General features: G+C 50.1%; 19 protein-coding genes. 13 read left to right on the top strand and 6 right to left on the bottom strand.

What is annotated here, in order from left to right:
• Positions 1-27 precede the first annotated feature (27 nt).
• The gene (torT, locus tag M3P05_RS08240; protein WP_249699042.1) at positions 28-1,173 is read left to right on the top strand and encodes a TMAO reductase system periplasmic protein TorT; all 1,146 of its coding nucleotides are present in this window, start codon (positions 28-30) and stop codon (positions 1,171-1,173) included.
• Here torT and torR read toward each other — a convergent pair.
• Positions 1,146-1,862: a two-component system response regulator TorR gene (gene torR / locus M3P05_RS08235; protein ID WP_249699041.1), complete on the bottom strand. Its 717-nt coding sequence runs from the start codon at positions 1,860-1,862 to the stop codon at positions 1,146-1,148. The two genes, torT and torR, sit on opposite strands and share 28 nt — an antisense overlap.
• 230 nt (positions 1,863-2,092) lie before the next feature.
• Between torR and torC the strand changes: the two genes are divergently transcribed.
• The 4 genes from torC to M3P05_RS08215 all read left to right on the top strand — a co-directional run bounded on the left by torC (position 2,093) and on the right by M3P05_RS08215 (position 8,869).
• The gene (torC, locus tag M3P05_RS08230; protein WP_249699040.1) at positions 2,093-3,256 is read left to right on the top strand and encodes a pentaheme c-type cytochrome TorC; all 1,164 of its coding nucleotides are present in this window, start codon (positions 2,093-2,095) and stop codon (positions 3,254-3,256) included.
• Between the two features lie 106 nt (positions 3,257-3,362).
• Entirely contained in the window at positions 3,363-5,849 is a 2,487-nt protein-coding gene (gene torA, locus M3P05_RS08225; protein WP_249699039.1) for a trimethylamine-N-oxide reductase TorA, read from the top strand.
• Between the two features lie 74 nt (positions 5,850-5,923).
• On the top strand, positions 5,924-6,532 hold the full coding sequence (gene torD, locus M3P05_RS08220; RefSeq protein WP_249699038.1) for a molecular chaperone TorD: 609 nt from the start codon (positions 5,924-5,926) through the stop codon (positions 6,530-6,532).
• Between the two features lie 351 nt (positions 6,533-6,883).
• Positions 6,884-8,869: a transglycosylase SLT domain-containing protein gene (locus M3P05_RS08215; RefSeq protein ID WP_249699037.1), complete on the top strand. Its 1,986-nt coding sequence runs from the start codon at positions 6,884-6,886 to the stop codon at positions 8,867-8,869.
• A 361-nt stretch (positions 8,870-9,230) separates the two neighbouring features.
• Here the strand turns inward: M3P05_RS08215 and argS are convergent, their stop codons facing one another.
• Positions 9,231-10,973 (bottom strand): arginine--tRNA ligase, encoded by a 1,743-nt coding sequence (gene argS / locus M3P05_RS08210; protein ID WP_249699036.1) that lies wholly within the window; start codon positions 10,971-10,973, stop codon positions 9,231-9,233.
• Positions 10,974-11,087: 114 nt separating this feature from the next.
• Complete coding sequence (locus M3P05_RS20965) at positions 11,088-11,219, bottom strand: hypothetical protein (RefSeq protein WP_283777732.1); 132 nt, start codon at positions 11,217-11,219, stop codon at positions 11,088-11,090.
• Positions 11,220-11,369: 150 nt separating this feature from the next.
• Here M3P05_RS20965 and M3P05_RS08205 point away from each other — a divergent pair, with 150 nt between their 5' ends.
• Entirely contained in the window at positions 11,370-12,035 is a 666-nt protein-coding gene (locus M3P05_RS08205) for an SPOR domain-containing protein (protein WP_249699035.1), read from the top strand.
• 121 nt (positions 12,036-12,156) lie between these two features.
• Positions 12,157-12,666: a peptide deformylase gene (gene def, locus M3P05_RS08200; RefSeq protein WP_249699033.1), complete on the top strand. Its 510-nt coding sequence runs from the start codon at positions 12,157-12,159 to the stop codon at positions 12,664-12,666.
• Between the two features lie 19 nt (positions 12,667-12,685).
• Here the strand turns inward: def and M3P05_RS08195 are convergent, their stop codons facing one another.
• Together M3P05_RS08195 and M3P05_RS08190 are read right to left on the bottom strand one after the other, a co-directional pair.
• The gene (locus M3P05_RS08195) at positions 12,686-14,725 is read right to left on the bottom strand and encodes a S9 family peptidase (protein WP_249699032.1); all 2,040 of its coding nucleotides are present in this window, start codon (positions 14,723-14,725) and stop codon (positions 12,686-12,688) included.
• 332 nt (positions 14,726-15,057) lie between these two features.
• The gene (locus M3P05_RS08190; RefSeq protein WP_249699030.1) at positions 15,058-15,843 is read right to left on the bottom strand and encodes a TatD family hydrolase; all 786 of its coding nucleotides are present in this window, start codon (positions 15,841-15,843) and stop codon (positions 15,058-15,060) included.
• Positions 15,844-15,999: 156 nt separating this feature from the next.
• Here M3P05_RS08190 and M3P05_RS08185 point away from each other — a divergent pair, with 156 nt between their 5' ends.
• Positions 16,000-16,470: a copper chaperone PCu(A)C gene (locus tag M3P05_RS08185; RefSeq protein ID WP_249699028.1), complete on the top strand. Its 471-nt coding sequence runs from the start codon at positions 16,000-16,002 to the stop codon at positions 16,468-16,470.
• Positions 16,471-16,553: 83 nt separating this feature from the next.
• Here M3P05_RS08185 and M3P05_RS08180 read toward each other — a convergent pair whose 3' ends face one another.
• Positions 16,554-18,134: a peptide chain release factor 3 gene (locus M3P05_RS08180; RefSeq protein WP_249699027.1), complete on the bottom strand. Its 1,581-nt coding sequence runs from the start codon at positions 18,132-18,134 to the stop codon at positions 16,554-16,556.
• 612 nt (positions 18,135-18,746) lie between these two features.
• Here M3P05_RS08180 and M3P05_RS08175 point away from each other — a divergent pair.
• The 5 genes from M3P05_RS08175 to M3P05_RS08155 all read left to right on the top strand — a co-directional run bounded on the left by M3P05_RS08175 (position 18,747) and on the right by M3P05_RS08155 (position 24,977).
• A complete protein-coding gene (locus tag M3P05_RS08175; RefSeq protein ID WP_249699026.1) occupies positions 18,747-19,952 on the top strand; it encodes an FAD-dependent oxidoreductase in 1,206 nt (401 codons plus the stop codon).
• 17 nt (positions 19,953-19,969) lie between these two features.
• Positions 19,970-20,794, top strand: coding sequence for an aldo/keto reductase (locus M3P05_RS08170; RefSeq protein ID WP_249699025.1), 825 nt, complete (start codon positions 19,970-19,972; stop codon positions 20,792-20,794).
• 25 nt (positions 20,795-20,819) lie between these two features.
• Positions 20,820-21,641 carry a hypothetical protein gene (locus tag M3P05_RS08165; RefSeq protein ID WP_249699024.1) on the top strand — a complete coding sequence of 274 codons (822 nt, stop codon included), beginning with the start codon at positions 20,820-20,822 and terminating at the stop codon, positions 21,639-21,641.
• A 136-nt stretch (positions 21,642-21,777) separates the two neighbouring features.
• Positions 21,778-23,271, top strand: coding sequence for an F-box/WD repeat-containing protein (locus tag M3P05_RS08160; protein ID WP_249699023.1), 1,494 nt, complete (start codon positions 21,778-21,780; stop codon positions 23,269-23,271).
• 215 nt (positions 23,272-23,486) lie between these two features.
• Positions 23,487-24,977: an F-box/WD repeat-containing protein gene (locus M3P05_RS08155; RefSeq protein ID WP_249699022.1), complete on the top strand. Its 1,491-nt coding sequence runs from the start codon at positions 23,487-23,489 to the stop codon at positions 24,975-24,977.
• Positions 24,978-25,008 lie beyond the last annotated feature (31 nt).

Below are 25,008 nucleotides of genomic sequence, written 5' to 3'. Positions count from 1 at the left end.
ATTGCAACAGCTTTAAGAGCCGCTACTATGGCGACTCCTGTCACCATAGTCCATAAGGAGTTATGGAGAGTGATTCATACACTGGCCAGACCTTTTCTATCGCTCCTTTTTGCAGTGCCTTTTATCGCGCCTGTTGTTATGTCTTCTTCTGTTGCCAATGCTGCCTGGATGGTTGAAGAGGCAGTGACTCCGTTTGATTTTTCGGTACAGAAAGAAGCGCAGATCACCCCTGTGAAACAGGTTTCCAGGTCATGGAGACTCTGTGCTCTCTATCCCCATTTGAAAGATTCTTACTGGTTGAGTGTCAATTATGGAATGGTTGACCAGGCCAGAAAGCTGGGTATTGATCTTAAGGTTCTGGCGGCTGATGGCTATGTAGATGCAAGTCGACAGGAAGCCCAGCTTGATGTCTGTCAGGCCTGGAAAGCTGATGCCATCCTGCTCGGAGGCGTTGGTTATAACCTGCTGGAACAGAAAGTTGCGCTGCTTTCACAAGATATACCCGTTTTTGGTCTGGTGAATAATATCTCTCCGAAAGGAGTCACAGGCAAGGTTGGCGTTGACTGGTACCAAATGGGGTTTCGTGTTGGGCGGGTGCTTGCAAAACGGCACCCGAAAGAGAGTCAGAGAGTAACTGCTGCGTGGTTCTCATCACCCACCGGGCGTGGGGGGAGTGATGTTAGTCTGAGGGGGCTGCGGGATGCTTTGCACAATAGCTCTGTTGTCGTGGTTAAAGAATCCTATGGTGATAATGACCACGCAGTTAAGCGGGATCTTATTCAAAAAGTGCTTGAGCAATACCCTGACGTTAACTATCTGATAGGCGGGGCGGTGATGACCGAGGTGGCCATTGGAGAGTTGAAACGCAGGAGGCTGACTGACAAGGTCAAGCTGGTCTCAACCTATCTTAGTCATGGTGTTTATCGTGGCCTGCTTCGCAATAAAATTGATCTGGCCAATGATGATCATATGGTGCTGCAGGGGCGCCTGTCTGTTGATCAGGCGGTGAAATACCTTGAGGGTAAAGCATGGGTTCAAGATCTGGGGCCGGGTATTGTGGAACTCTGTCCGGCACTTATCAACCAGGGGCTGGATATGACCCAGAGTCTTTCACCTGCTAACTGGCGACCAGTGTATGAAGTTGTTCAGAAAACCTCCTCGGTAAATAAGTAGCCTTCGCCGTGTACGGTTTTCAGCAGCGTTGGTTGCCCGGGATGTTCTTCCAGTTTATGGCGCAGGCGGCGAACGAGTGTATCAATGGTCCTGTCTCCGCGGGTTTCACGACGATGGCTGATTGAATTCAGCAATCGTTCCCTGCTCAGAACAGTTCCTGCATTCATGGTAAACGCCAGCAACAGTTCATACTCTCCACCAGTGAGAGTGACTTGTTGCCCATCCCTGCTGAGTTCGCGACGGCGGGTATCCAGCTGCCATTCGTCAAACTGCAGGATGTAATCTTCTTTTTCCTCCTGAACGTCTTCAACTGGCTGCTGTGCAAGTGAGATACGCCATAGAAGGTTTTTGACACGAACCAGCAGTTCCCGCAGCTCAAATGGTTTCACCACATAGTCATCAGCCCCCATCTCCAGGCCGACGACGCGATCGACCATATCGGTTCGGCCAGTCACAAGAATAATGCCAACGTGGGACTGGCTCCGAAGCTGTCGGGTCAGGGATATTCCATCTTCACCTGGCAGGTTGATATCCAGCATGACCAAATCAATATTCTCCTGCTGGAAGATTGTCATCATCTGCTCGCCATCCTCGGCTTCACTGACTTGGTAGCCTTCCTTGCGAAAGTAACCAGATAATCTGGCTCTGGTGACAGGCTCATCTTCAACAACAAGAACGTGATAACTCATTAAACAGGTTTTGACTCTGGTTCTTCATAATGAAAGTTGCGTAATCGCGCAGTATTGTAAAGGGTTGTGGCGCGATTCGTTCGGTATATCGAGGTGAATATTAGGCAAAGATCTTTTCTATTCACATCTATTCACATTTTGTCTTGAGTTGTTCACTCGTGCAAGCAGATATGTTCACAACATCTCCATAGAGTTGCAGCATCTAAAAATTATTGCTGTTTGTGATGTCTATGAAGAATGCTTGGCGTTTTCTAACCAGTCCGACAGGGAGGTACTCGGTACTGGCTCTGGTGGTCGTGGGAATTATTATTGGAGTGGCTCTGGTTTTTACCGGGCATAAAACTATGGAACTGACCGGTACAACTGAGTTCTGTACCAGTTGTCATACCATGAAGCAGCCACTGGAAGAGTACAAACAATCTATTCATTTCACCAATGCCAGTGGCGTTCGCGCTGAGTGTGTTGACTGCCATATGCCTCAGGATTTTGCTGGCCAGATGGAACGCAAACTGCAGGCTGCCAACGATGTTTATGAACAGTATATCGGGAAATCCATTGATACCCCGGAACTGTATGAAGAGCAGCGTCTTCATATGGCGCAGACCGTCTGGGCACGTATGGAAGAGAATGATTCTTCTGGCTGCCGCAGCTGTCACAGCTACGAAGCGATGGACCACAGTAAACAGCCTGTTCAGGCTGCCAAGCAGATGCTGGAAGCTGCCAAGTCTGACCAGACTTGTATCTCTTGTCACAAAGGTGTTGCGCACAAAATGCCTGACATGAGTGGTGGTTATCGCAAATCCTTCAAGAAACTGGAAAAGCTTGCTGCCAAACCGGCAGACGCAGAAATTCTTTATGCTTTGACTGAAATGCCACTGTTTAAAACAGAAAGTGCCAAGAAAGAAGCAGGCAAACTTCTTCCTGCCACTGAAGTCAAAGTGCTGGAAAGCAAAGGCGATATGCTGAAAGTCGAAGTGCAGGGTTGGAAAGAAAAATCTGGCCGTGGACGTGTACTGACTCAGGAAGCCGGTAAGCGTATTTTTGCTGCGACTCTGAAAGGCTCTTTTTCCCGCAAAGTTGAAGTTCTTGAAACGACACAGATCGGCGATAAAAACAAAGAGTGGCAGAAGGTGTCCAGCAAGGCCTGGATTCGTAACGAGAACCTCCTTCCCGAGTTGAAGCCCATCTGGGATTACACCGATGAGCTCTATAAGGCCTCTTGCTCTGAATGTCATGGTGCGCCTGATATCAACCACTTCAGTTCTACTGAATGGATTGCCCAGCTCAAAGGCATGATGGGATTTGTTGATCTTGATAAGCGTGAAGAACGCACACTGTTGAAGTATCTGCAAACCCATGCCTCTGATTCGGCAAATGGCAGTCAGAATCACTGATGCCCAGATGATCCGGCTTGCCTCCGAGAAATAAAGCCGGATCAGTCTTAAACAGCAACACACAATCCAATGTTGTATTCCCCAATGGGAATAATGGAGTCAAACTGTGAGTGAAAAGACCGTATCCCTGAGCCGTCGCCGTTTCCTGGGCGGCATGTTGACTAGCGCCGCTGCAGGTATGATCGGCCCCAGCCTGATCACCGGCAAGGCTTTTGCCGCTGAGACTAAGGCTGCTGACCTGACTGGCGTCACCCATTGGGGGGCATTCCGTGCCCGCGTTGTCGATGGTAAGCTGACTGAAGTCAAGCCGTTTGAAAAAGACATCTTCCCCAGCGATATGCTTATGGGTATCCGTGATGATCTGTACTCTCCTGCCCGTGTCCGCTACCCAATGGTTCGCCTGGACTGGCTGAAGAAGCGTCACAACAGCGATACTACTCAGCGCGGTGACAACCGCTTCGTCCGTGTAAGCTGGGATCAGGCTCTGGACTTCTTCTACGAAGAACTGGAACGCGTTCAGAAAACTTACGGTCCTGCTGGCCTGTACGCTGGTCACACCGGCTGGAAAGCCAACGGTGTTTACCACAACTGTATTGCTGCCATGCAGCGTGCTGTTGGCCTGCACGGTACCTTCGTCAAGAAAGTAGGCGACTACTCCACTGGTGCTGCCCAGGTTATCCTGCCTCGCGTTGTTGGCTCCACCGAAGTGTATGCACAGCAGACTTCCTGGCCGCTGGTAATGAAGAATGCCAAGAACATCGTGTTCTGGGGTTCTGATCCTATCAAGAACCTGCAGGCTGGCTGGAGCACTCCTGCTCATGACGTATATGGCTACTACAAACAGCTGAAAGATATGGTTGGTGCTGGAAAGATCCGCGCGATCAGCATTGACCCAGTTGTTTCTGATACTCAGGCTTACCTGGGCTGTGAGCAGATCTCTGTTAACCCACAGACTGACGTACCTATGATGCTGGGTATGGCTCACACCATGTACACTGAAGAACTGTACGACGAAGACTTTGTATATGATTACTGTGAAGGCTTCGACAAGTTTGTTCCTTATCTGACTGGTGAGTCCGACGGTCAGCCAAAGACCGCTGAATGGGCAAGCAAGATCTGTGGCGTTTCTGCCGATACCATCAAGTCTCTGGCCCGTACCTGCGCGAAAGAGCGTACACAGTTCATCGGTGGCTGGTGTGTGCAGCGTATGCACCACGGTGAGCAGTGGGCGTGGATGCTGGTTGTCCTGTCTGCCATGACTGGACAGGTTGGCCTGCCAGGTGGCGGCTTCGGTTTCGGCTGGCACTACAATGGCGCAGGTGTTCCAACCCGTAACTACGTAAAGGTTCCAGGCTTCACCGGTTCTGCACCGAATGGCAAGCCCAAGTACAATGGTGACTTCGGCAAGTTCTCCAAGACCATCCCTGTTGCCCGCTTTGTTGACTCCATGCTGGAGCCAGGCAAGACTATCGACTTCAATGGTCGTAAAGTGACTCTGCCAGCTATCAAGATGGCGATCTTCACTGGTTGTAATCCATTCCACCACCACCAGGATCGTAACCGTATGATCCAGGGCTGGCAGAAGCTGGAAACCGCTATTGCCATTGATCACCACTGGACTGCAACCTGCCGTTTCGCTGACATCGTTCTGCCTGCAACGACTTCTTACGAGCGTAATGATATCGACGGTTTCGGTAACCACTCCCGCCGCGGTATCCTGGCGAACCGCAAGATTGTTGAGCCTCTGTTCGAAGCGCGCAACGATATCGAAATCTTTGCTGACCTGTGCAAGCGCTTTGGTCAGGAGAAGACCTTCACCGAAGGTCGTAACGAAATGGAATGGCTGGAGCACCTGTACACTCAGGCTCAGAAAGGCGCCAAGGACAAGGGCATCAAGATGCCATCCTTCGCAGAATTCTGGGGTGGCGAAGGCTACTTCGAATTCGACAAGGCTTCTGAGAAACTGTGGGTTCGTCACGAAGCCTTCCGTAAAGAACCTGAACTGGAAGCGCTGGGTACTCCTTCCGGCCTGATCGAAATTTATTCCGAAGAGATTGCCAAGCTGGGCTACGAAGACTGCCCTGCACACCCAACCTGGATGGAACCTGTTGAGCGTTCCCATGGTGGTGCCGGCTCCAAGAAGTTCCCGCTGCACATGCAGTCCTGTCACCCGAAAGACCGTATCCACTCTCAGCTGAGTGGTGCCAAGGGTCTGCGTGAGAGCTATGAAGTAGCTGGTCGTGAGCCTGTCTACATGAGCCCTGCAGATGCCAAGGCCCGTGGTATCAAAAACGGTGATGTGGTTCGTGTATTCAACGACCGTGGTCAGGTACTGGCTGGTGCAGTGGTCAGCGATCGCTACAAGGATGGCGTAATCCGTATCTTTGAAGGCGCTTGGTATAACCCTGCCGAAGGCGGCAAGATCGGTACACTGTGTAAGAATGGTGATCCTAACGTGCTGACTCGCGACCTGCGCAGCTCAAAGCTGGCTCAGGCGACCACAGCTCACACTGCACTGGTTCAGGTTGAGAAGTACACTGGTCCTGCCCTGAAGGTTACCGCTTTCGACGGTCCAGAAATGGTTAAGGCCTGATAATCAGTCTCTGACATGCATGCAACCCAGAAGGTATGGCAATAGCCATACCTTCGTTTTCAAGAGCAGTTACCATGAGTGATATCACATCCCAGAATCGTGCCCAGATGTACTGGTGGCTCTCCAGTCTGGTTGCCATGGAGTTCGATGAGCAGCAGCTGGAAGCTCTGTTCAGCGACAAAATGAACCAGTTTATGGGGTCTCTGGCTCAGGAGCCTGAGCTGAAGCAGTCTGCGGAAAAACTGATGGGAGCCGTCAGCAAACTCAGGCTGCGGGAAGATCTGCAGCTGGAACTGGCCGCTGACTATGCAGGACTGTTTCTGGGAGCCGGCCGAAGCGGAGTTCAGCCTTATGCATCCGTCTATTTGAGTGAAGATGGCCTGATGATGCAGGAGCCTCACCATAACATGGTGGCTCTGCTCAAAAAGCACGGCTTTGCCCAGACTAAGGAATACAAGGAACCTGCTGATCACCTGGCGGTGATTCTGGATTTTATGGGTAATCTTGCGGTTCAGGGTGCTTCTGCAGAGGAGCAGCTGAATTGTCTGGATACTTGTCTCCTGAGCTGGCTGGATGACTGGAGCCAGGGGGTTGAGAAATGCGACAGCTTTGGTTTCTATGCTGCTGTCAGTGATTTGATTGTTGATTTTTGCAGGGCTGACCGGAAGCAACTGAACAGTTGATTGGGGTTTTCCTGTCCTCTCCCCAAGCCGACAGCCCTGCTTCCCTTCACATACTAAGCCTCCGGTTATTCAACTGGAGGTTTTTTTACAGGCGTTAAAAAGGCAGATGTACCGGCATATTCTCCAATTCTGGACGTGTTTCAGGTAACTGACGCCGACAATCTGAATTCGGTTGAGATATGGAGCCATCTTGGCATACTGACTACTACGCTTAAATCATTGCTCAAAAAATAATTCATAATGTCGATGAATTGGCTTCGGCTTTAAGAAAAATCATAATGAAAGAAGCCAGTATGCAGTGATTGTCGGGATGCTTTTGATTGACAGGGATTCAAAAACGTCAGTTTTATGATGCTTAACCAGTTACGCCACCTTTCTATTTGTTTCGGGTTGATTCTCAGCCTGTTGCTTCCGGGTATTACTCTTGCTGAGGCCAGTGATCAGCAGTCGCTATTTCTGTCTGTAGAGAAGTCATTAAAACGAGGCGACATCAAGGTATACCTCCAGAACCGGGCCGAGTTGGAAGATTATCCATTGAGTGGATATCTCGAATACCTTTATTTAAGTACCCGGTTCAATTCGATTAACCAGAAAGATATTAATCGGTTTGTCTCCTCTCATCCAGACTTGCCCCAGGCTTCTCAGCTGCAATACAAGTGGCTTAGCTGGCTGGCCCGAAAACAGCGCTGGACCCACTATCTTCAGGCCTATGCCGGGATAGATATTAGTGGCGGGCGTTATCAGTGTCTGAATGGTCGAGCCCTGCTGGCAACTGGTCATACAAAAGCGGCTTGGCAGGAAGCAAAGAGCCTGTGGCTGGTTGGTAAATCCCAGGATAAAGCCTGTGATCCGCTTTTCAGCAGCTGGAAAAAGGCAGGGCAGTTTACTCAAAGCCTGGCGGCTCAAAGGTTCTGGATGGCTGTCGCCAATGGCAAGATTTCCCTGGCCCGGTATATAGACCGCAGCATCTCCAAGCCTTTGTATAAGAACTCTACCAAACTGTTCTGGCGTATTCACAGTGGGCCATACCTTCTGGATGCAACAGCCTCACTGGATGGCAACAGGAAAACCCATCGACAGATTATGTTACACGGTATCAAGCGTCTGGTTTCGCGGGATCGTGGTAAAGCTCTCGATATCTGGCTGAAGCTAAGGAATAAATACCCATTCGAGCAAAAACAGGTAGCCAGTATTGATAAACGGCTGGCCATGAAGTTTGCAAAAAACTTCACGGAGAATGCAGAGAACCAGATTGCTCGAATCGACCCTGATTACAAGTACCCGGATATTACCAAGTGGCGTATCCGCCTCGCTCTTGCTGAACAAAGCTGGGCAGAGGTGCTGTACCGTATTCACAAACTGCCAATGCATGAACGCAAAAGTAACCGCTGGAGCTACTGGAATGCAGTCGCTCTTCTGAAACTGAACAGCAGACCTCAGCAGACACTGGAAAATAATATCCTGAGCCGGCTTAGCCAGCAGCGAAGCTTTTATGGGTTCCTGGTTGCCGATCTGAGTAACAGACCATTTCAGTTGAATCATGAAACACCAGCCCATCATGTTTCTGAGCTGGGTAAGTTAATCGCTAAACATGACGGTTTTGCCCGGATCAAAGAGTGGCTGAAGCTTAAGCGTGTCAGCAGTGCTCAGTCTGAACTGAATTTAATTAAACCCAAATTGACGGGGAAAGAGCGCAAGCTTCTTCCTTATGTGGCTCGAAGCTTTGGCTGGCATCATCAGGCCATTATGTCAGCAGCACGTGAAGCAATGTGGAATGATCTGGAGCTGCGTTTTCCTGCTCCACAAGGGCATCTTTTCCATCAGTATGCTGAAAGGCGCAAGATTGATTACCCCTGGGTTATTTCCGTAGCCCGTCAGGAGAGTGCGTTTAATCCGTCGGCGAGATCCCATGCCGGGGCGCGGGGCTTAATGCAGTTAATGCCAGCTACAGCCAAACAGGCTGCCCGAAAAAGCAGGGTTCCCTATAAGCGCACTTCCGAACTGTATAAACCTGAAACCAATATCGCTATCGGCACAGCGCATCTGGCATGGCTTTCCAACCAGTTTGAGGGGAACAAGGTGTTTGCGACAGCTGCCTACAATGCAGGTGGAACAGCAGTAAGACGCTGGCTGCGAGATCGTGGACACCTGCCGCTTGATATCTGGATAGAAACGATCCCTTACGATGAAACCCGTCGCTATGTACAGAATGTGCTGGCCTTCAGAGTTATCTACAGCCTGCGTGGAGAGACTGATGTCAGCATGTTTTCTCCAAGCGAGGCTGCGAGGTTGGCGCTCACTCCTGCTGAACAAAGGCTTATTGCTTCTTACCCTTAACCGGGTTTTTCTTCAGTTATTAAGTCTTACTCCATGCTAGGAGCCTGTCGGACTTAACGCGCACCTACTGCGAAAAAGCCGGATTTGGCCAGTTTTTAGAACCACTTTCGTCAAATAGAACCACTATTATCCTCAAGTGCTTCTAAAAACTGGCTCAAACCGGACTTTTTCTCGCTACGGTCGGTTAAGTCCGACAGGCTCCTAGACAGTTGGCCAGTAACCGATTACCTGGCACAAATATCTATTACCTATTTGAACAAGTGTACCTGAGGCCTGTTTTTCAGTGGCTGAAAAAGAGAGGTATAGGAAGGTTTAGTATCGCTGCCCTGTAACAGGACAGCGATAAATATCTGAAACAGAATTACATCTGTTCAACTGTTTCAATAGTCAGGCAGCCAAGACCCAGCTTCAGAATACGGGCAGTCAGTGCGCACAGCTGTAGACGGCTGTTTTTTACATCAGCAGCTACGTCGTCCTTGTTCACAGGGCAGAACTCGTAGAACTTCATAAAGGCACCAGCCAGTTCAAACAGGTAGGCACACAGAATGTGAGGCATACCTTCACGGGCAACGCCGTCAACCGCCTCGCTAAACTGCATCAGTTTCATGGCCAGTTCACGCTCAGGCTGTTCAGTGATCTTGATTTCACCAGACAGAGACACAGCATCAACACCAGCCTTACGGAAGATGCTCTGTACACGGGTGTAGGCGTACATCATGTAAGGAGCTGTGTTGCCTTCGAAGGACAGCATGTTGTCCCAGTCGAACACGTAATCGCTGGTACGGTTCTTGGACAGGTCGGAGTACTTCACGGAACCCATAGCCACAGCGTTAACTACCTGAGCCTTCTGCTCGGCAGTCATATCTGCGCCTTTCTCATTGATCAGTTTCTCGGAACGTGCAGTTGCTTCGTCCAGCAGGGTAGCCAGTTTTACAACACCACCGGCACGGGTCTTGAACGGCTTGTTGTCTTTGCCCAGCATCATACCGAAAGAGTGGTGCTCAAGAGAGACGTTCACGGGAACATAGCCAGCCTTGCGAACGATAGTCCATGCCTGCTTCAGGTGATCAGACTGACGCTTATCGATGTAGTACAGGACACGGTCAGCACCCAGAGTTTCGTAGCGATACTTGGCACAGGCAATATCGGTGGTGGTGTAGAGGAAACCGCCATCGCGTTTTTGAACGATAACACCCATGGGGTCACCGTCTTTGTTCTGGAACTCATTCAGATAAACAACCATCGCACCGTCGTCTTCTACGGCCAGGCCTTTCTCTTTCATATCGGCAACGATACCGGGCAGCATGTCGTTGTACATGCTCTCGCCCATAGTGTTTTCAGCAGTGATCTTTACACCCAGACGCTTGTAGGTGTTCAGGTTCTGTTCCATGGTTACGTCAACCAGCTTTTGCCACTGTTCACGGCACCATTCGTCACCGCCCTGCAGTTTTACTACGTAGTTACGGGCACGCTCAGCAAACTCAGGGTTTTCATCGTAGTGCTTCTTGGACTGACGGTAGAAGTTTTCGAGGTCACCCAGCTCGGAGTTCATAACCTCAGGGTTGGTCTTCTGCAGCTCTTCCAGGTGAGCAATCAGCATACCGAACTGGGTACCCCAGTCGCCGATATGGTTGGCACGCACGACCTTGTTACCCAGGAATTCCAGAGTCTGGGAAACCGCGTCGCCGATAACAGTGGAACGCAGGTGAGCCACGTGCATTTCTTTGGCTACGTTGGGAGCAGACAGGTCAACAACGATGGTCTGAGGCTTTTCTACCTTGGCAACACCGGCACGCTCGTCCTGAACGTAGCCACTCAGAACCTGGGTCAGCCACTCAGGCTTCAGGAAGATGTTGATAAAACCAGGGCCAGCGATTTCAACCTTGTCAGCCACTTCGGACAGATCCAGGCTGTCGATAACCTTTTGCGCCATTTCACGAGGATTCATGCCCAGTTTCTTGGCCACAGGCATTACACCGTTGGACTGGTAATCACCGAACTGGGCGCGGGCGCTTGGGCGCATCATCGCGGGGCTGCCTTCCGGGGCACCGGCGGCTACCAATGCGGCAGTAATCTTCTGGTCAAGGAACTTGAGCACGTTCATTTGGGGCAATCCTTAAAAACAATCAGGCTCTGATGATGAGAGTAAGTTTACAGTTGTTTGCTGTGTTTGGGGGTTGCAGTTACAAGTTGTAATTACAAACCAGGGCGAACTTGATCAGCAGGATCGTCGTCGCTGGGAGAGGGCGATTTTGCGGGTACTGTTTTTACGAGCAAGAGAAACGGTGCCAGTACCAGAGGTACCGGATACAGCCTGGTATTCGGTCACGCTGGTAAATTCCGTCATCATGGCTTGCATGCTATCGGAAATCCAGCGAAGCGACAAGACGGGAAAAATCCTGTTTTTCTTTGTGCAGTAAGCTGTGCAGAAGATTTTGGATTATGGCAGGATGGTCGATTATTGGAATATGATTGGATTTGATTGGCCTTTGAGGGAAACATGGCTGGCAGTCGTAAAAAGAGAACCGGAGCAAGACGCAAAAAAACCAGGGCAGCAAACAGGGTACCAGCAAGGTTATGGCTGGCCGCAGGTGTGGCTATCAGTGCACTGATTTTTGGATTAAACAATCTGTTACCGCATCTTGATGAAAAGCCTGATGTTGCAGCGCCCAGTAAAAAGAACGTGGCAAGCTCAAGCCAGAAACCCAAAAATAATGAGCCGGTTTTCGACTTTTATACGCTTTTGCCAGAATCTGAAGTCCTGACTCCAGGCGAGAAATCCACTCCGGCAAAACCAAAATCTGTACCCAAGCCTAAACCCGTTAATCAAAAATCAGGGTCGAACGCATCTCAGGTGGCCAAAAAGGAAGCTCCTGTTCCCAGTAAACCTGCCCAGAATGGACCACCGGTCATTTCGGCATCCAAAGGTGGTGAACTCTTTTTATTGCAGGCAGGCTCGTTTCGCAGCAGTCAGGACGCGGAAAGACTTCGTGTTCGTCTGATTCTCTCTGGTTATGAGGCCAAGATTGCCAGGGTTTCCGTGCGAGGCGGAGAAGAGTGGCACAGGGTTCAGGTTGGGCCCTATGACACCCGCAGTGCTGTGGATAAGGCCAAGACTACCCTGGCCTCCCAGGGACTGGACACCATGCTTTTACGGCAGAACTAGGGGGCGTTCTCAATTAAACATCGACTCAGTGACTTTAAAAGCGGCCCGACGCAGCAGATGGCCGCTTTTAGATTCACCCTTGTTCTATCTTTAGGGTTATCGCAAAGCAAGAGAATAAGCCATGGCGATAAGACCAATGGTCTATGAACCTGATCCGGTACTGCGGACTGAAGCCAAGCCGGTTACGGATTTTGGGGAAGATTTCCAGGTTCTAGTCGACGATATGTTCGAAACCATGTATGCCAACCAGGGGTGTGGTCTGGCAGCTCCTCAGATTGGTATTTCCCTGACTTTATCAGTGATTGATGTCTCTGCTGACAAATCCGGGCAATTCGTGATTGTTAATCCAGAAATCATTGAAACACGCGGAACTCATGAAATGACAGCCGGTTGTCTGTCTGTTCCCGGCTCTTATGGCAAGGTGAAGAGGGCCGCCTGGGTCAAGGTTCGGGCTCTGGATCGCCATGGTAAGCCATTTGAAGTGGAAGGCGAGGGTGTCTTGTCTGAATGTCTTCAGCATGAGATTGATCACCTTCGGGGCAAGCTGTTTATTGATCATCTGCAGCCACTGAAAAAGAAAATGCTGCAGACCAAATCAAGGAAGTTTCGTAAAAAGAACAAGCTGGATTAAATGGCAACGTAGGCAGCGGTTAGCTTTCCAGCTGCCTTTTAAGAAACGCCAGAGCCCGGTTTCCAATGGTCAGCCAGGACTCATGCAGCAGAAACTCATGGCCCTCATCAGGAAGGACAAGACTTTCCACTTCGACAGATCGGTATCTGAGTGCATGGGCCAGATGCAGACTTTCAGCAAAAGCAACGCAGTGATCATCATCTCCATGGACAATCAATACCGGGCTCATCCATTGATCAAGCCAGCCCCAAGGCGATGAATCTTCGGCAATTTTTGCTCGGGCAATAGTTTCTGTTGCTGTTTCTCCCTTATCACTGGTAAACAATTTGGATCCCCAGTGTGGGCGACTCAGCTCTCTTGGGAAGTTATGGCAGCCGTTGATAACGACACCGGCTCGTATCAGTCCACTGTCACGGGCCAGGGCCAGCGAACCAAGATAACCTCCCCAGGATTCTCCGATTACGCCAATACGCCTGCGGTCAACATTGGGGTGACGGGTCAGCCATTGTGCTGCCGTCTGTACATCCTGGTAATCGCTTGCGCCATCCCAGCCTCTCTCCGGAGCCTGGCGGAATGTTTTGCCGAAGCCGCTGGAGCCTCGGTAATTAATATCCATAACCAGGAAACCACATTTAGCCAGCAGCTGGCAGAAGGCATATTGAAAGCTCATACCCAGATGAGGATGAAACCCCGGCAGGCTTTGTACGAAAGGGCCGCCGTGAATATTCAGAACTGCAGGGAATGGACCCGGGCCTTCGGGCATAAAAATCTGGCTGTGGAAAAGGCGGGAATCAAGTGACTTCAGAGTGTGGATTTTCGGAGTGGTGAAATGTCTGGATGTATCGCTGAATCTTTGTGTCTGCTGGGAGAGTCTTATGGTTTTTCCTGATGCACGGTCAAGATAAGCTATATGACAGGGCGATGTTTCACTTCCCATCACAAAGAAGACATATTTATCATCAGCTGAAAAACTCGGTCGCCAGAACTGGCTGTCCTGACAAAGAGGCAGGTCATTTTTTTCTTTGGTTTCAGTATCCAGTACGCTCAGACGATACAGATAGCGCCTTCGACCATTGTGACTGGCGACAACGAGTTTGCCATCGCTGCTGTTGCAATAATCCTGAATCAGCCAGTAGCCTTCTGTCAGGGCAGTACAGGAGTTGTCAGCGATATCGTACTGGTAGATGTGATCCCAGCCACTGGCATCGTGGGAAAAAATCAATCTCTGTCCATCAAGCCAGGTTAAGGGCCGGTTTCCGTATTGCAGGGAAAAACCTGCACCTTCTTCAAGGCTGCTCTCCCAGGCGGCTCTGGTTTCGCCTGTTGAGATATTAGTTACCATAACGGCAAAGCTATCTGACTTGTTTGAAAACAGTTGTTCGGCGATATCGGGTTTGGGACCGTTGAAGCGCAAGAACGCAAGATGCTGCCCATCTTTCGACCAGACCGGATTCATTTTGCGGTCAAAGTCAGGTGATATCCAGGAAATAGCAGATATCCCGGGCTGATAAATACCCAGCAGGGCATGCTCATCACGTTCGCAGACAAAAGCCAAGCGGGATCCATCAGGCCTCCAGTTGATATCAGTGATATCACCTCTGATTCGAAACAGCTCTTTAACTGGAGAGTCTTCAATCGTCTGAGAATAAACACAGCCATGACGGGCCCAGGTAATACTGGACTCATTCGGGTTGATCGCAGCGACCAGGGTATTGGCAATTGGTCTGGGTGGTGTTTCTCCATCAGTATCAACCAGCTGCAAAAAACCAGCTGGCGGAGTGGTTTTCCTGCGTGGGTTGGTACAGCTGTTTACGCCAGAGAAGTCTCCCTGGGTAATCAGAAGATAGCGCCCTGATGGTGAGAGTGTAACCAGCCTTAAGGGTTCACCATCATCGCCATGGCTGGTATGAAGCAGGCGGCGCTTGCCATCAGGAATATCCTGGACAAAGAGTTCATGCTGTCCAGTTTTGTAGTCTATCCAAACAATCCGGTTGCAGGTTTGAGCCACACGATAATCCCGGGTGTGACGGAAGGAATAATGTGCCTCAAGCTCTGGCATGCTCCCACCTGTTATTAAATTGTCGGTTTCAGGATACCTTTCGGTTCCAAGATCCGGCTGGGTTATTGAGTTCGGTAATTGGAATGGGGGAGAGGTGAAAAAGTTTCATGACAGTCAGGTAAGCAGTCAGTGTAGTTGCCTGTATTGGAACAGGTAACTGTTCAGGATATGGTAATAATAATCACCAACAGCTCTGTTACCCAGAACACATAAGAGAACAGTTACCTGGGGAGTAATAGAGTCTCTATCCTGCAAGGGATAATGGATCTTTATTATGATAACTGAAGGTCCATTTGGGGTTTGTTTCCCAGGCTTTTAACCACCACCCCTTATCAGGGGTTGGCAATATGTAAAGCATCCAGAGTGTTTTTAAACAGGGATTGTTTCAGTTCCTCAGGACCTATATTGCGCAGGCTGGCCATAACTGAAAAGACTTCCTGTACTGTAAGTGGAGAATTGCGTTGACCCTGCAGCCCTGCCAGGGGAATATCCGGGGCATCTGTTTCCAGAACAAAGTAATCAAGCGGTAGCTCTGTAACCTGGCGACGCAGCCGCTTTGCCCTTTCATAAGTCAGACTTCCGCCAATACCCAGCTTAAATCCCAGACGAGCAAAAGCTTCAGCTTGCTGATCACTGCCTGACCAGGCATGAACAATGCCGCCTTCCTGGAACTTTAAACGTCGTAAAAGACTGGCTGTCTGGTCATGGGCTTTTCTGACATGAAGGATCAGGGGAAGGTTATGGTGAGCGGCTATAAGAATCTGTGCAGCCAGTAATTCTTGCTGCCGGGGGAGGTTGGGGTTGTCTATATGGAGGTCAAGGCCTGCTTCACCCACAGCGACAATGTTGTCAGGTTTGTTATCCAGCCTGTTATCTAACTCTTCCAGGTATTCATCTTTGTGCGATGCAAGAAAATACGGGTGCAACCCCATTGCCCCCCAGATATTGACTCCGCTGGAGTGTGATCCAAGTAAGTTCTCAAGACGGTTCCAGTGTTTCTGTTCTGTTGCAGGAATACAGATATGACCAATGCCACCTGCAAAACATTGTTGCAGCAGATCATCCCTGTCTTCGTTGAAGGCCGGGAAATCAAGATGGCAATGGCTGTCAAAAAGCATGCTTTTACCTGTCTACATTTCTGCCTGGGTACTTTTGAGTGCCCGGTCACAAATATATATTTTCACATGACTGGGTACTTGGTTATAGTTTTGTGCGCGGCATGGATTTCGCCGCCTAAACTACAACATCGGTATTGAGCCGGGGATTACAAGGGTATGTCAATGATCAAAAGATTTATTACCGGAGTGTTTTTTTTGGGGCTTTTTCTTGGCTCCGTAATAGCAAGTGCAGCACAGAGTAATATTATGGTGACTGAGCCAAGAGTTCGTGCCATGCCTCCCGGAACCAGCAATACTGCTGCCTATATGAATATCAAAAATACTGGCAAGACCAATATTTCGCTGCAAAAGGTGACATCCTCCATTTCTAACAATATTCAGCTGCACGATACCATTAAGAAAGATGGAAAAATGAGTATGGTGGAGCAGGAATCAATTATTATTCCTGCCGGGAAGAGAGTTAAGCTTCAGCCCCGCAGCCTTCATGTCATGATAATGAAAGTGAGCAAAACACTGGTAACCGGTGAGAAGGTTTCACTGGATCTTCATTTCAGCAATGGTGAAGTCATCACTGTGAAAGCTCCGGTAAAAAAGCAAGTACTGGAAAAGGGAAACCTTTCGGGCTGAAGGAAGAGTGGCTCTAAACAAAAACAATAAGAGAAGAGCCGCAGTTTGCGGCTCTTTCTATTTATCACAGGCTGTAATCCAGCTTAGTGTTCCCGGGTATTCCGGAAAGCAACATCAGGCCAGCGTTCCTGCGCGAGAGAAAGGTTCACTCGTGTCGGTGCAAGGTAAGTCAGGTGACCACCGCCATCGATAGCAAGGTTTTCCTGGTTCTTGCGCTTGAAGTCATCCAGCATTTTCGGATCGTCACACTCAATCCAGCGGGCCGTATTGACGTTGACCGCCTCATAGATGGCATCAACTTTATACTCATCCTTCAGGCGCTGCAGAACCACATCAAACTGCAGCACACCCACAGCACCCAGAATCAGGTCATTGTTGCGACGGGGCATAAACAGCTGAGTAGCACCTTCTTCAGAGAGCTGCTTCAGGCCTTTCTGCAACTGCTTCAGCTTCAGCGGATCTTTCAGGCGTACGCGCTTGAACAGTTCCGGTGCGAAGTGAGGAATGCCGGTGAATTTCAGGCTCTCACCCTGGGTGAAAGTATCACCGATCTGGATGGTACCGTGGTTATGCAGACCGATAATATCGCCTGAGACCGCCTCTTCAACCTGAGAGCGGTCACCAGCCAGGAAGGTTACTGCGTCAGCAACTTTCACATCCTTGCCAATCCGCACATGTTTCATCTTCATATTACGGGTGTATTTGCCGGAGCAGACCCGCATAAAAGCAATACGGTCCCGGTGTTTCGGATCCATATTGGCCTGGATTTTGAAAATAAAGCCGGAGAACTTCTCTTCGGTGGGTTCCACTTCACGTGCATCAGTCGGGCGCTTCAGAGGTGCTGGTGCCCACTCGGTGAAGTAGTACAGCATTTCCCGCACACCAAAGTTGGCCAGTGCGGTGCCGAAGAATACCGGAGTCTGCTGACCGGCCATAAATTCTTCCATATCGAACTCATGGCTGGCGCCGCGAACCAGTTCAATCTCATCAACGAACTCTTCGTGGATCTCGCCCAGAAGCTCTTTGGCTTCATCGGATTCCAGACCCTTGATCCGGACATCGTCAGGAATGGTGTGCCCCATACCAGGCTGGAAGACATGGATAGTATCGGTGTACAGGTTGTACACGCCCTTAAAGTTCTTACCCATGCTAATGGGCCAGGTAATGGGTGCGCAGTCGATTTTCAGGATGGACTCAATTTCATCCATCACCTCGATCTGATCCCGAACTTCACGGTCCATCTTGTTGACGAAGGTAAAGATGGGAGTCTCACGCATCCGGCAGACATCCATCAGTTTGATGGTACGATCCTCGACACCCTTGGCCCCGTCGATCACCATCAGGCAGCTGTCTACGGCCGTTAGGGTTCGGTAGGTATCCTCGGAGAAGTCTTCGTGTCCGGGAGTATCCAGCAGGTTGACCATACGGTCGTTGTAGGGGAACTGCATTACGGAGGTGGTAATGGAGATACCACGATCCTTCTCCATGGTCATCCAGTCAGAGGTGGCCATACGTCCGGATTTCTTGCCCTTCACGGTGCCTGCCATCTGGATGGCATTTCCGAACAGAAGCAGCTTCTCGGTGATAGTGGTTTTACCGGCGTCCGGGTGCGAGATAATCGCGAAAGTTCGGCGTCTGCCCACTTCCTGGATAAAGTCTGACATGGCTCCTCTCGAGCAGGAAAAAATCAAAGGCGGGATTATACCCGCCTTACGAAGGAGGGGAATGGGGAAAAATGTCAACAGACTCTGGAAGTGAAGAAATATGGTGACTGTTGATCAGGGTCATCACTCCAGGAGTCCCCATAACAATGATTTGTCTGAAAGTTTTGTGGCTGAAGATATCGAAACAGGCAAATTAACCAACTTGCCAGCCAACAGTTCCATAGTCCACTTTGAGCGGCCTTCATGATTACGTGTTCTTTGAACGGTCTTCTTTGAGGTTGCACAAACCTCGGCCACCTCTATTTCACTCAGGGCTGGTCCGTTTTCGTCTAGGAGCCTGTCGGACTTTTTCTCGCTACGGTCGGTTAAGTCCGACAGGCTCCTGGCCCCAGAAGGATCTGTGCGTGTAAGCACTCGTGGCGAGGAATGATGTTATTGGCTTTGGTGATCATTGACTGTGGCATTCTGGTGAGGCCCTTTCAGATGCCTTCTGGATAGAAGGCATTTTCTCGTGAAAAACGGCTATCAGGGTGGTTGCGGTTCTCTTTTCCTTGTATATCACCCCCTTCGCCCTTATATATACAGCGAAAATTCTTTACCTGACAGGCAACTATGAAACGTGTCATCACAGCCGACGTCACCATCATTGGAGGTGGTATCGCCGGTCTTTGGTTATTCCGACGTCTGAACAACATGGGTTACAAAGCCCTGTTGCTGGAAAATGAAACGCTTGGAGGCGGTCAGACGGTCAAATCCCAGGGCATTATCCATGGTGGTATCAAATATGCCCTGTCAGGTAATCTGACCAAAGCTTCCGAATGCATTGCCGGTATGCCTGCCCGCTGGCTGTCCAGTATGCAGGGTGAAGGTGAGCTGGATCTGACTTCGGTAAAAGTGTTGTCTGATCACCAGTTTATGTGGACCCCTGGTGGCTTCGGTTCCCGCATGGCTGCTTTCTTCGGAAGTAAGGCCCTGCGAGGCCGGGTTGACCCTGTTTCCAAGAGTGAGCTGCCAGAAGCGTTTAATACTTCGGCATTCAAGGGCAAGCTTTACAAGCTGAATGAGAGCGTGGTGGATATTGAGTCCGTTGTTCGTGCTTTGATTGATGGTCTGGAAGATCGTCTTATCAAGGTCGATTGGGAAAACGATACCACCCTGAAATTAAATGATGATAAATCCATTGTCGGTATTGAGATTGCTCGTGGTGATGATCATTGCCTGATTGAAGCCAGGAACTTTGTCTTTACTGCCGGTGAAGGTACCGGAGATCTGTTGGACCGCTGGGGCCTTGAATCTCCCAAAATGCAGCTGCGTCCGCTGCATATGGTGATGGTTGAGCATGATTATCCTCACCCTGTTTACGCCCACTGTGTCAGCACCGATATCGTTCCCCGCCTGACCCTGACCAGTCATCCTTCTGAAAATGGCCGCTGGGTCTGGTATATGGGCGCTGATCTGGCTGAGTCTGGTGTTAAGCGCGACCCGAAAGATCTGATCGAAAAGGCCAAGAAAGAGCTGAAGAAGCTGATGCCTTGGGTTGATCTGGGCGGAGCTCGCTGGGGAACCCTGCGGGTAAACCGTGCAGAACCCAAGCAGAACAAGTTGCTTCGTCCTGATGCGGCCTACTGCAAAGTTATTAAGAACGGCATGGTCACCTGGCCAACTAAATTGGCCTTGGCACCAAACCTGTCTGACGAGGTAATCAAAAACCTTGAAGAGCAGGGTATCAAGCCGGAAGGAAATGAAGGTTTTGTTGCCGAGAACCTGCCCCGCCCTGAAGTGACCCGTCCTTTCTGGGAAGGCCATCTGGAAGATTGATTCAAGAATTTTTAATTATGGGCCATTTGGCTATGGGCATGAGCATGGATAACTGGTTTCGTCCGGTTGCACAAACAGGTTTGAAGGTTTCCCCGGTAGGGTTTGGTACCGTTAAGCTGGGCCGGAACGAGAAGGTTAAATATTCATCGTCTTTTCGTATTCCTGATGATCGTGAGGCGGCTGATCTGCTGTCTCTGGCCCATGATCTTGGTATCAATCTGCTGGATACTGCTCCTGCCTATGGCAACAGCGAAGAGCGTCTTGGCTCTTTGCTGGCCGGGCAGCGTGACCGCTGGGTGATCTGCACCAAGGTTGGGGAAGAGTTCGAGAATGGTGAATCAAAGTACATTTTCACTCCCGAGCATATTCGCTTCAGCATTGAACGCAGCCTCAAGCGCTTGAACACGGACTATCTGGATATGGTTCTGGTTCATTCGGACGGTCATGATGTTGAGATTCTAAAGCAGTACGGTGCACTGGAAGTCCTGAAAGAGATGAAGCAACAGGGCTTGATCCGAGCTACCGGTATGTCCACCAAAACTGTGGATGGCGGCATTATGGTTCTGGAGCAGTCTGACTGCGCCATGGTGACCTGGAATCTGAACGAACAGGGTGAAAAGGCTGTTCTGGATTATGCGGCTGAACATGGCAAAGCTATTCTGGTGAAGAAGGCTCTGGCAAGCGGACATCTCTGTACCAGTGGTGAAGACCCTGTTCAGCAGAGCATGAACTTTGTCTTCTCCCACCAGGGTGTGACCAGTGCCGTACTTGGAACAATTAACCCGAACCATATGCGCCAGAATATTACCGCTGTTCAGGCTGCATGTTCTGTAGACAGTTAACAGTAGACAGGAAAAAATTTCATAGATGAAAAAGAAGTGCCTGCGCAGGGAGCCTGCAGACCACTTCCGGACACGGCGGGTTAGCCTTGAGCAAACCGTTGATGGCTGGAATATCCAGCCTGTCGGGCAGGCACTGACATTCTCAGAGTTACAGGCGCTGCGTCAAACCGGCAAGATTGAAAGAAAGGGAAACACCCAGATCTTTGCCAATCTTGGTGTCTCTCTTCAGCTTGTTATCAAACATAAAGACCGGAAGGCTCTTGCACTGGTTCAGCAGAGAGATATTCTGAAACTGGTGTCGGGGTATGTTCCTGAAGACCAGCTTGATAATCCGTTGCAAACAGCCTGGGCTGAACTGATGGAAGAGGTTTTGTCTGTCTCTGATAAAGGTCTTTTCGGGTTCTCTGTGGCTGAAGAAGTTTTGCCAGACCCTTACCAGCTTCAGCGCCAAAACTGGCTGCCAGTCTTAAAAGCCCCTTTCATTGGAAGCCTTTCAGAGGAAAACTTAACGTTCAGTGGTCGTTCTACAGAGTGGCCTGTTAACTTCTATATCCATCATGAAACGGCCAGCCTGCAACTGGTCTTCCCCGTCACAATTGAAGTTCCCGATGATGTGACCCTGATCCATGCTGAGGATGAGATCAGCGAATCAGGGCAAGAAGTTCTCAGTATTTTTGATCCAGAGTGTCCGGCTATTCTTATGGAACTTGATCAGCACAGTATGCCTACCGGAAAGCTGTTTACACTCAATAGTGGTGAATGGACATTGTGGAAGCCGGGTCAGGCGAAGCTTTCAGAATATTTTTCCGGCCCCGGAAAACAACTCAGCCGTCATTTTCTGGATTAAATTTCATTTCATAAACAGGCCTTCGTTATCACCCACCCCATAACCAGACAGTTAGACAGGTTACCAAAAAGAGACTGTAAGACTGTTTTTTTGTGTCCAATAAAACCAACGATAAAGAAAACGGGAAAACAGTGCTATGGAACCAGTTAGAGAGCCTGCCAGAGTGGCAGCCCCATCGCCTGACCAGCCAGAAAGCAAACGAACCGAATCTCCTGTTCCCTGTTCCAGTAATGGTCGCAAAACTATCAGGGTGATGGAGCCAAACGAAGAGAGCGACAAGATAAAAGGCGAGCAATTCCTTAACTGTCTCGATTATGACTGCTGGGAACACATACTGACATACCTGACCGCCAGAGATGTACGAGAACTCCGGCAGGTCTGCAAATATTTTTATTTGAATGACACTGAAGAGAATCCGTTTAGAATCAGCCAGAATCAATGTCTGACCAGTGATCTGGTGGAAAAATATTATCACAGCAGCCCGAAAATTCAGTCCCGATTCCGTAACAACATGCCGTCAAAATTTTCCCGCGAATGCCAGCCCGAGGCTCCTTTCGGGCGGTGGCTGGAAAAGCATTTTACTGAGAAAGAGCGGGCATGGGTTATGCGAGACGTGCTCAGGCAAGGTGCCCTGCTGCGCTATTTGAGCAACAGGGCCGGGGAAGTTGGAACTATTACCACCCTGAAAGGGCACACAGGAATGATCAGATGCCTGGCCACCTTCCCCGACGGCCGGGTGCTCTCAGGCTCTTATGATAAGACTCTGAAAGTCTGGGACCTGACCAGGAAGTCCGGTCAAGAGTGTATCGCCACCTTGACAGGGCACAGTAGCTGGGTGCTATGTGCGGCCATCCTCCCCGGTGGGCAGGTGATCTCTGGCTCTTGTGATAAGACTCTGAAAGTCTGGGACCTGGCCAGGAAGTCCGGTCAAGAGTGTATCGCCACCCTGATGGGGCACAATGACTGGGTGCTATGTGTGGCCATCGCTTCCAACGAGCGGGTGATTTCTGGCTCTGATGATCATACTCTGAAACTCTGGGACTTGACCCAGACTCCAGGCCATGAATGTATTGCCACCCTGGATCTTAACGGGGGGATCATGTGCGTAGCCGCTGCCTCCGATAGGCGAGTGTTCTCGAGCACTACTGGTGAATCCATAAAGTGCTGGGATCTGACTGGGGAGCCTGGTCATGAGTGTATCGCCACCCTTAAAGGTCATGACAGGAGGATTGCATGTTTGGCCATTGCCGCCAACGAGCAGGTGATCTCAGGCTCTGATGATAAGACCCTGAAAGTCTGGAATCTGACCCAGGAGCCGGGCCAGGAGTGTATCGCCACCCTGGCAGGGCACAGCGATATCATCAAATGTGTGGTCATCGCCCCCGATGGGCGGGCGATCTCTGGTTCTAATGACCAGACCCTGAAAATCTGGGACACGACCAGGGCTTTAGGTAATATGTGTGTTGCCACTTTTGCAGGGCTTAAAGACGACCAGGTCAGGTGTGTAGCAACTACTTATGAAGGGTTGGTAATTTTCAGTCATTATATTGATATGACTTTAAAAGTCTGGAACCCCTACCAGTTCGCTGATGTAGACAAGGGTTTGATTGAAAAAACTGTGAAACATTGATAGCCGAGCCTAACGAGCCTGATTAGTACAATTGTCAAACTCTCTGAATAAACAAAACCAGTCGTGAAATTATTCTGTACGAAGTTGATTGCAAGAGGGTCCGGTTTCAAACCTGTCCCATAACCAGACAGTTAGACAGGTTACCAAAAAGAGACTGTAAGACTGTTTTTTGTATCCAATAAAACCAACGATAAAGAAAACGGGAAAACAGTGCTATGGGACCAGTTAGAGAGCCTGCCAGAGTGGCAGGCCCATCGCCTGACCAGCCAGAAAGCAAACGAACCGAATCTCCTGTTCCCTGTTCCAGTAATGGTCGCAAAGCTATCAGGGTGATGGAGCCAGGCGAAGAGAGCGACAAGATAAAAGGCGAGCAGTTCTTTAACCTGCTCGGTTATGACTGCTGGCAACACATACTGACATACCTGACCGCCAGAGATGTACGAGAACTCCGGCAGGTCTGCAAATATTTTTATTTGAATGACACTGAAGAGAATCCGTTTGGAATCAGCCAGAATCAATGTCTGACCAGTGATCTGGTGGAAAAATATTATCACAGCAGCCCGAAAATTCAGTCCCGATTCCGTAACAACATGCCGTCAAAATTTTCCCGCGAATGCCAGCCCGAGGCTCCTTTCGGGCGGTGGCTGGAAAAGCATTTTACTGAGAAAGAGCGGGCATGGGTTATGCGGGACGTGCTCAGGCAAGGTGCCCTGCTGCGCTATTTGAGCAACAGGGCCGGGGGAGTTGAAACTATTACCACCCTGAAAGGGCACACAGGAATGATCAGATGCCTGGCCACCTTCCTCGACGGCCGGGTGCTCTCAGGCTCTTATGATAAGACTCTGAAAGTCTGGGATCTAACCAGGAAGTCCGGTCAAGAGTGTATCGCCACCTTGACAGGGCACAGTAGCTGGGTGCTATGTGTGGCCATCCTCCCCGGTGGGCAGGTGGTCTCTGGCTCTTGTGATAATACTCTGAAAATCTGGGATCTGACCAGGGAGCCAGGTCAGGAGTGTATCGCTACCCTGACAGGGCACAGAGATCGGGTCAGATGTGTGGTCATCGCTTCCAACGAGCGGGTGATTTCTGGCTCTGATGATCATACTCTGAAACTCTGGGACTTGACCCAGATTCCAGGCCATGAGTGTATTGCCACCCTGGATATTAACGAGTGGATCATGTGCGTAGCCGCCGCCTCAGATAGACGAGTGTTCTCGGGCTCTACTGATGAGCCCATAAAGTGCTGGGATCTGACCGGGGAGCCTGGTCATGAGTGTATCGCCACCCTTAAAGGTCATGACAGGACGATTGCATGTTTGACCATCGCCGCCAACGAGCAGGTGATCTCAGGCTCTGATGATAAGACCCTGAAAGTCTGGGATCTGACCGGGGAGCCCGGTCAGGAGTGTATCGCCACCCTGGCAGGGCACAGAGGTTTGGTCAGCTGTGTGGTCATTGCCCCCGATGGGCGGGCGATCTCTGGTTCCAATGACCAGACCCTGAAAATCTGGGACACGACCAGGGCTTTAGGTGATATGTGTGCTGCCACTTTGGCAGGGCTTAAAGACCAAATCAGGTGTGTAGCAACCACTTCTGAAGGGTTGGTAATTTTCAGTCAATGTATTGATGAGGCTTTGAAAGTCTGGAACCCCTACCAGTTCGCTGATGTAGGCAAGGGTTTGATTGAAAAAACTGTGAAACATTGATAGCCGAGCCTAACGAGCCTGATTAGTACAA

This window comes from Parendozoicomonas callyspongiae, assembly GCF_023502345.1.
Taxonomy (GTDB): domain Bacteria; phylum Pseudomonadota; class Gammaproteobacteria; order Pseudomonadales; family Endozoicomonadaceae; genus Sansalvadorimonas; species Sansalvadorimonas callyspongiae.
This window is presented reverse-complemented; position numbering and strand designations above follow the sequence as displayed.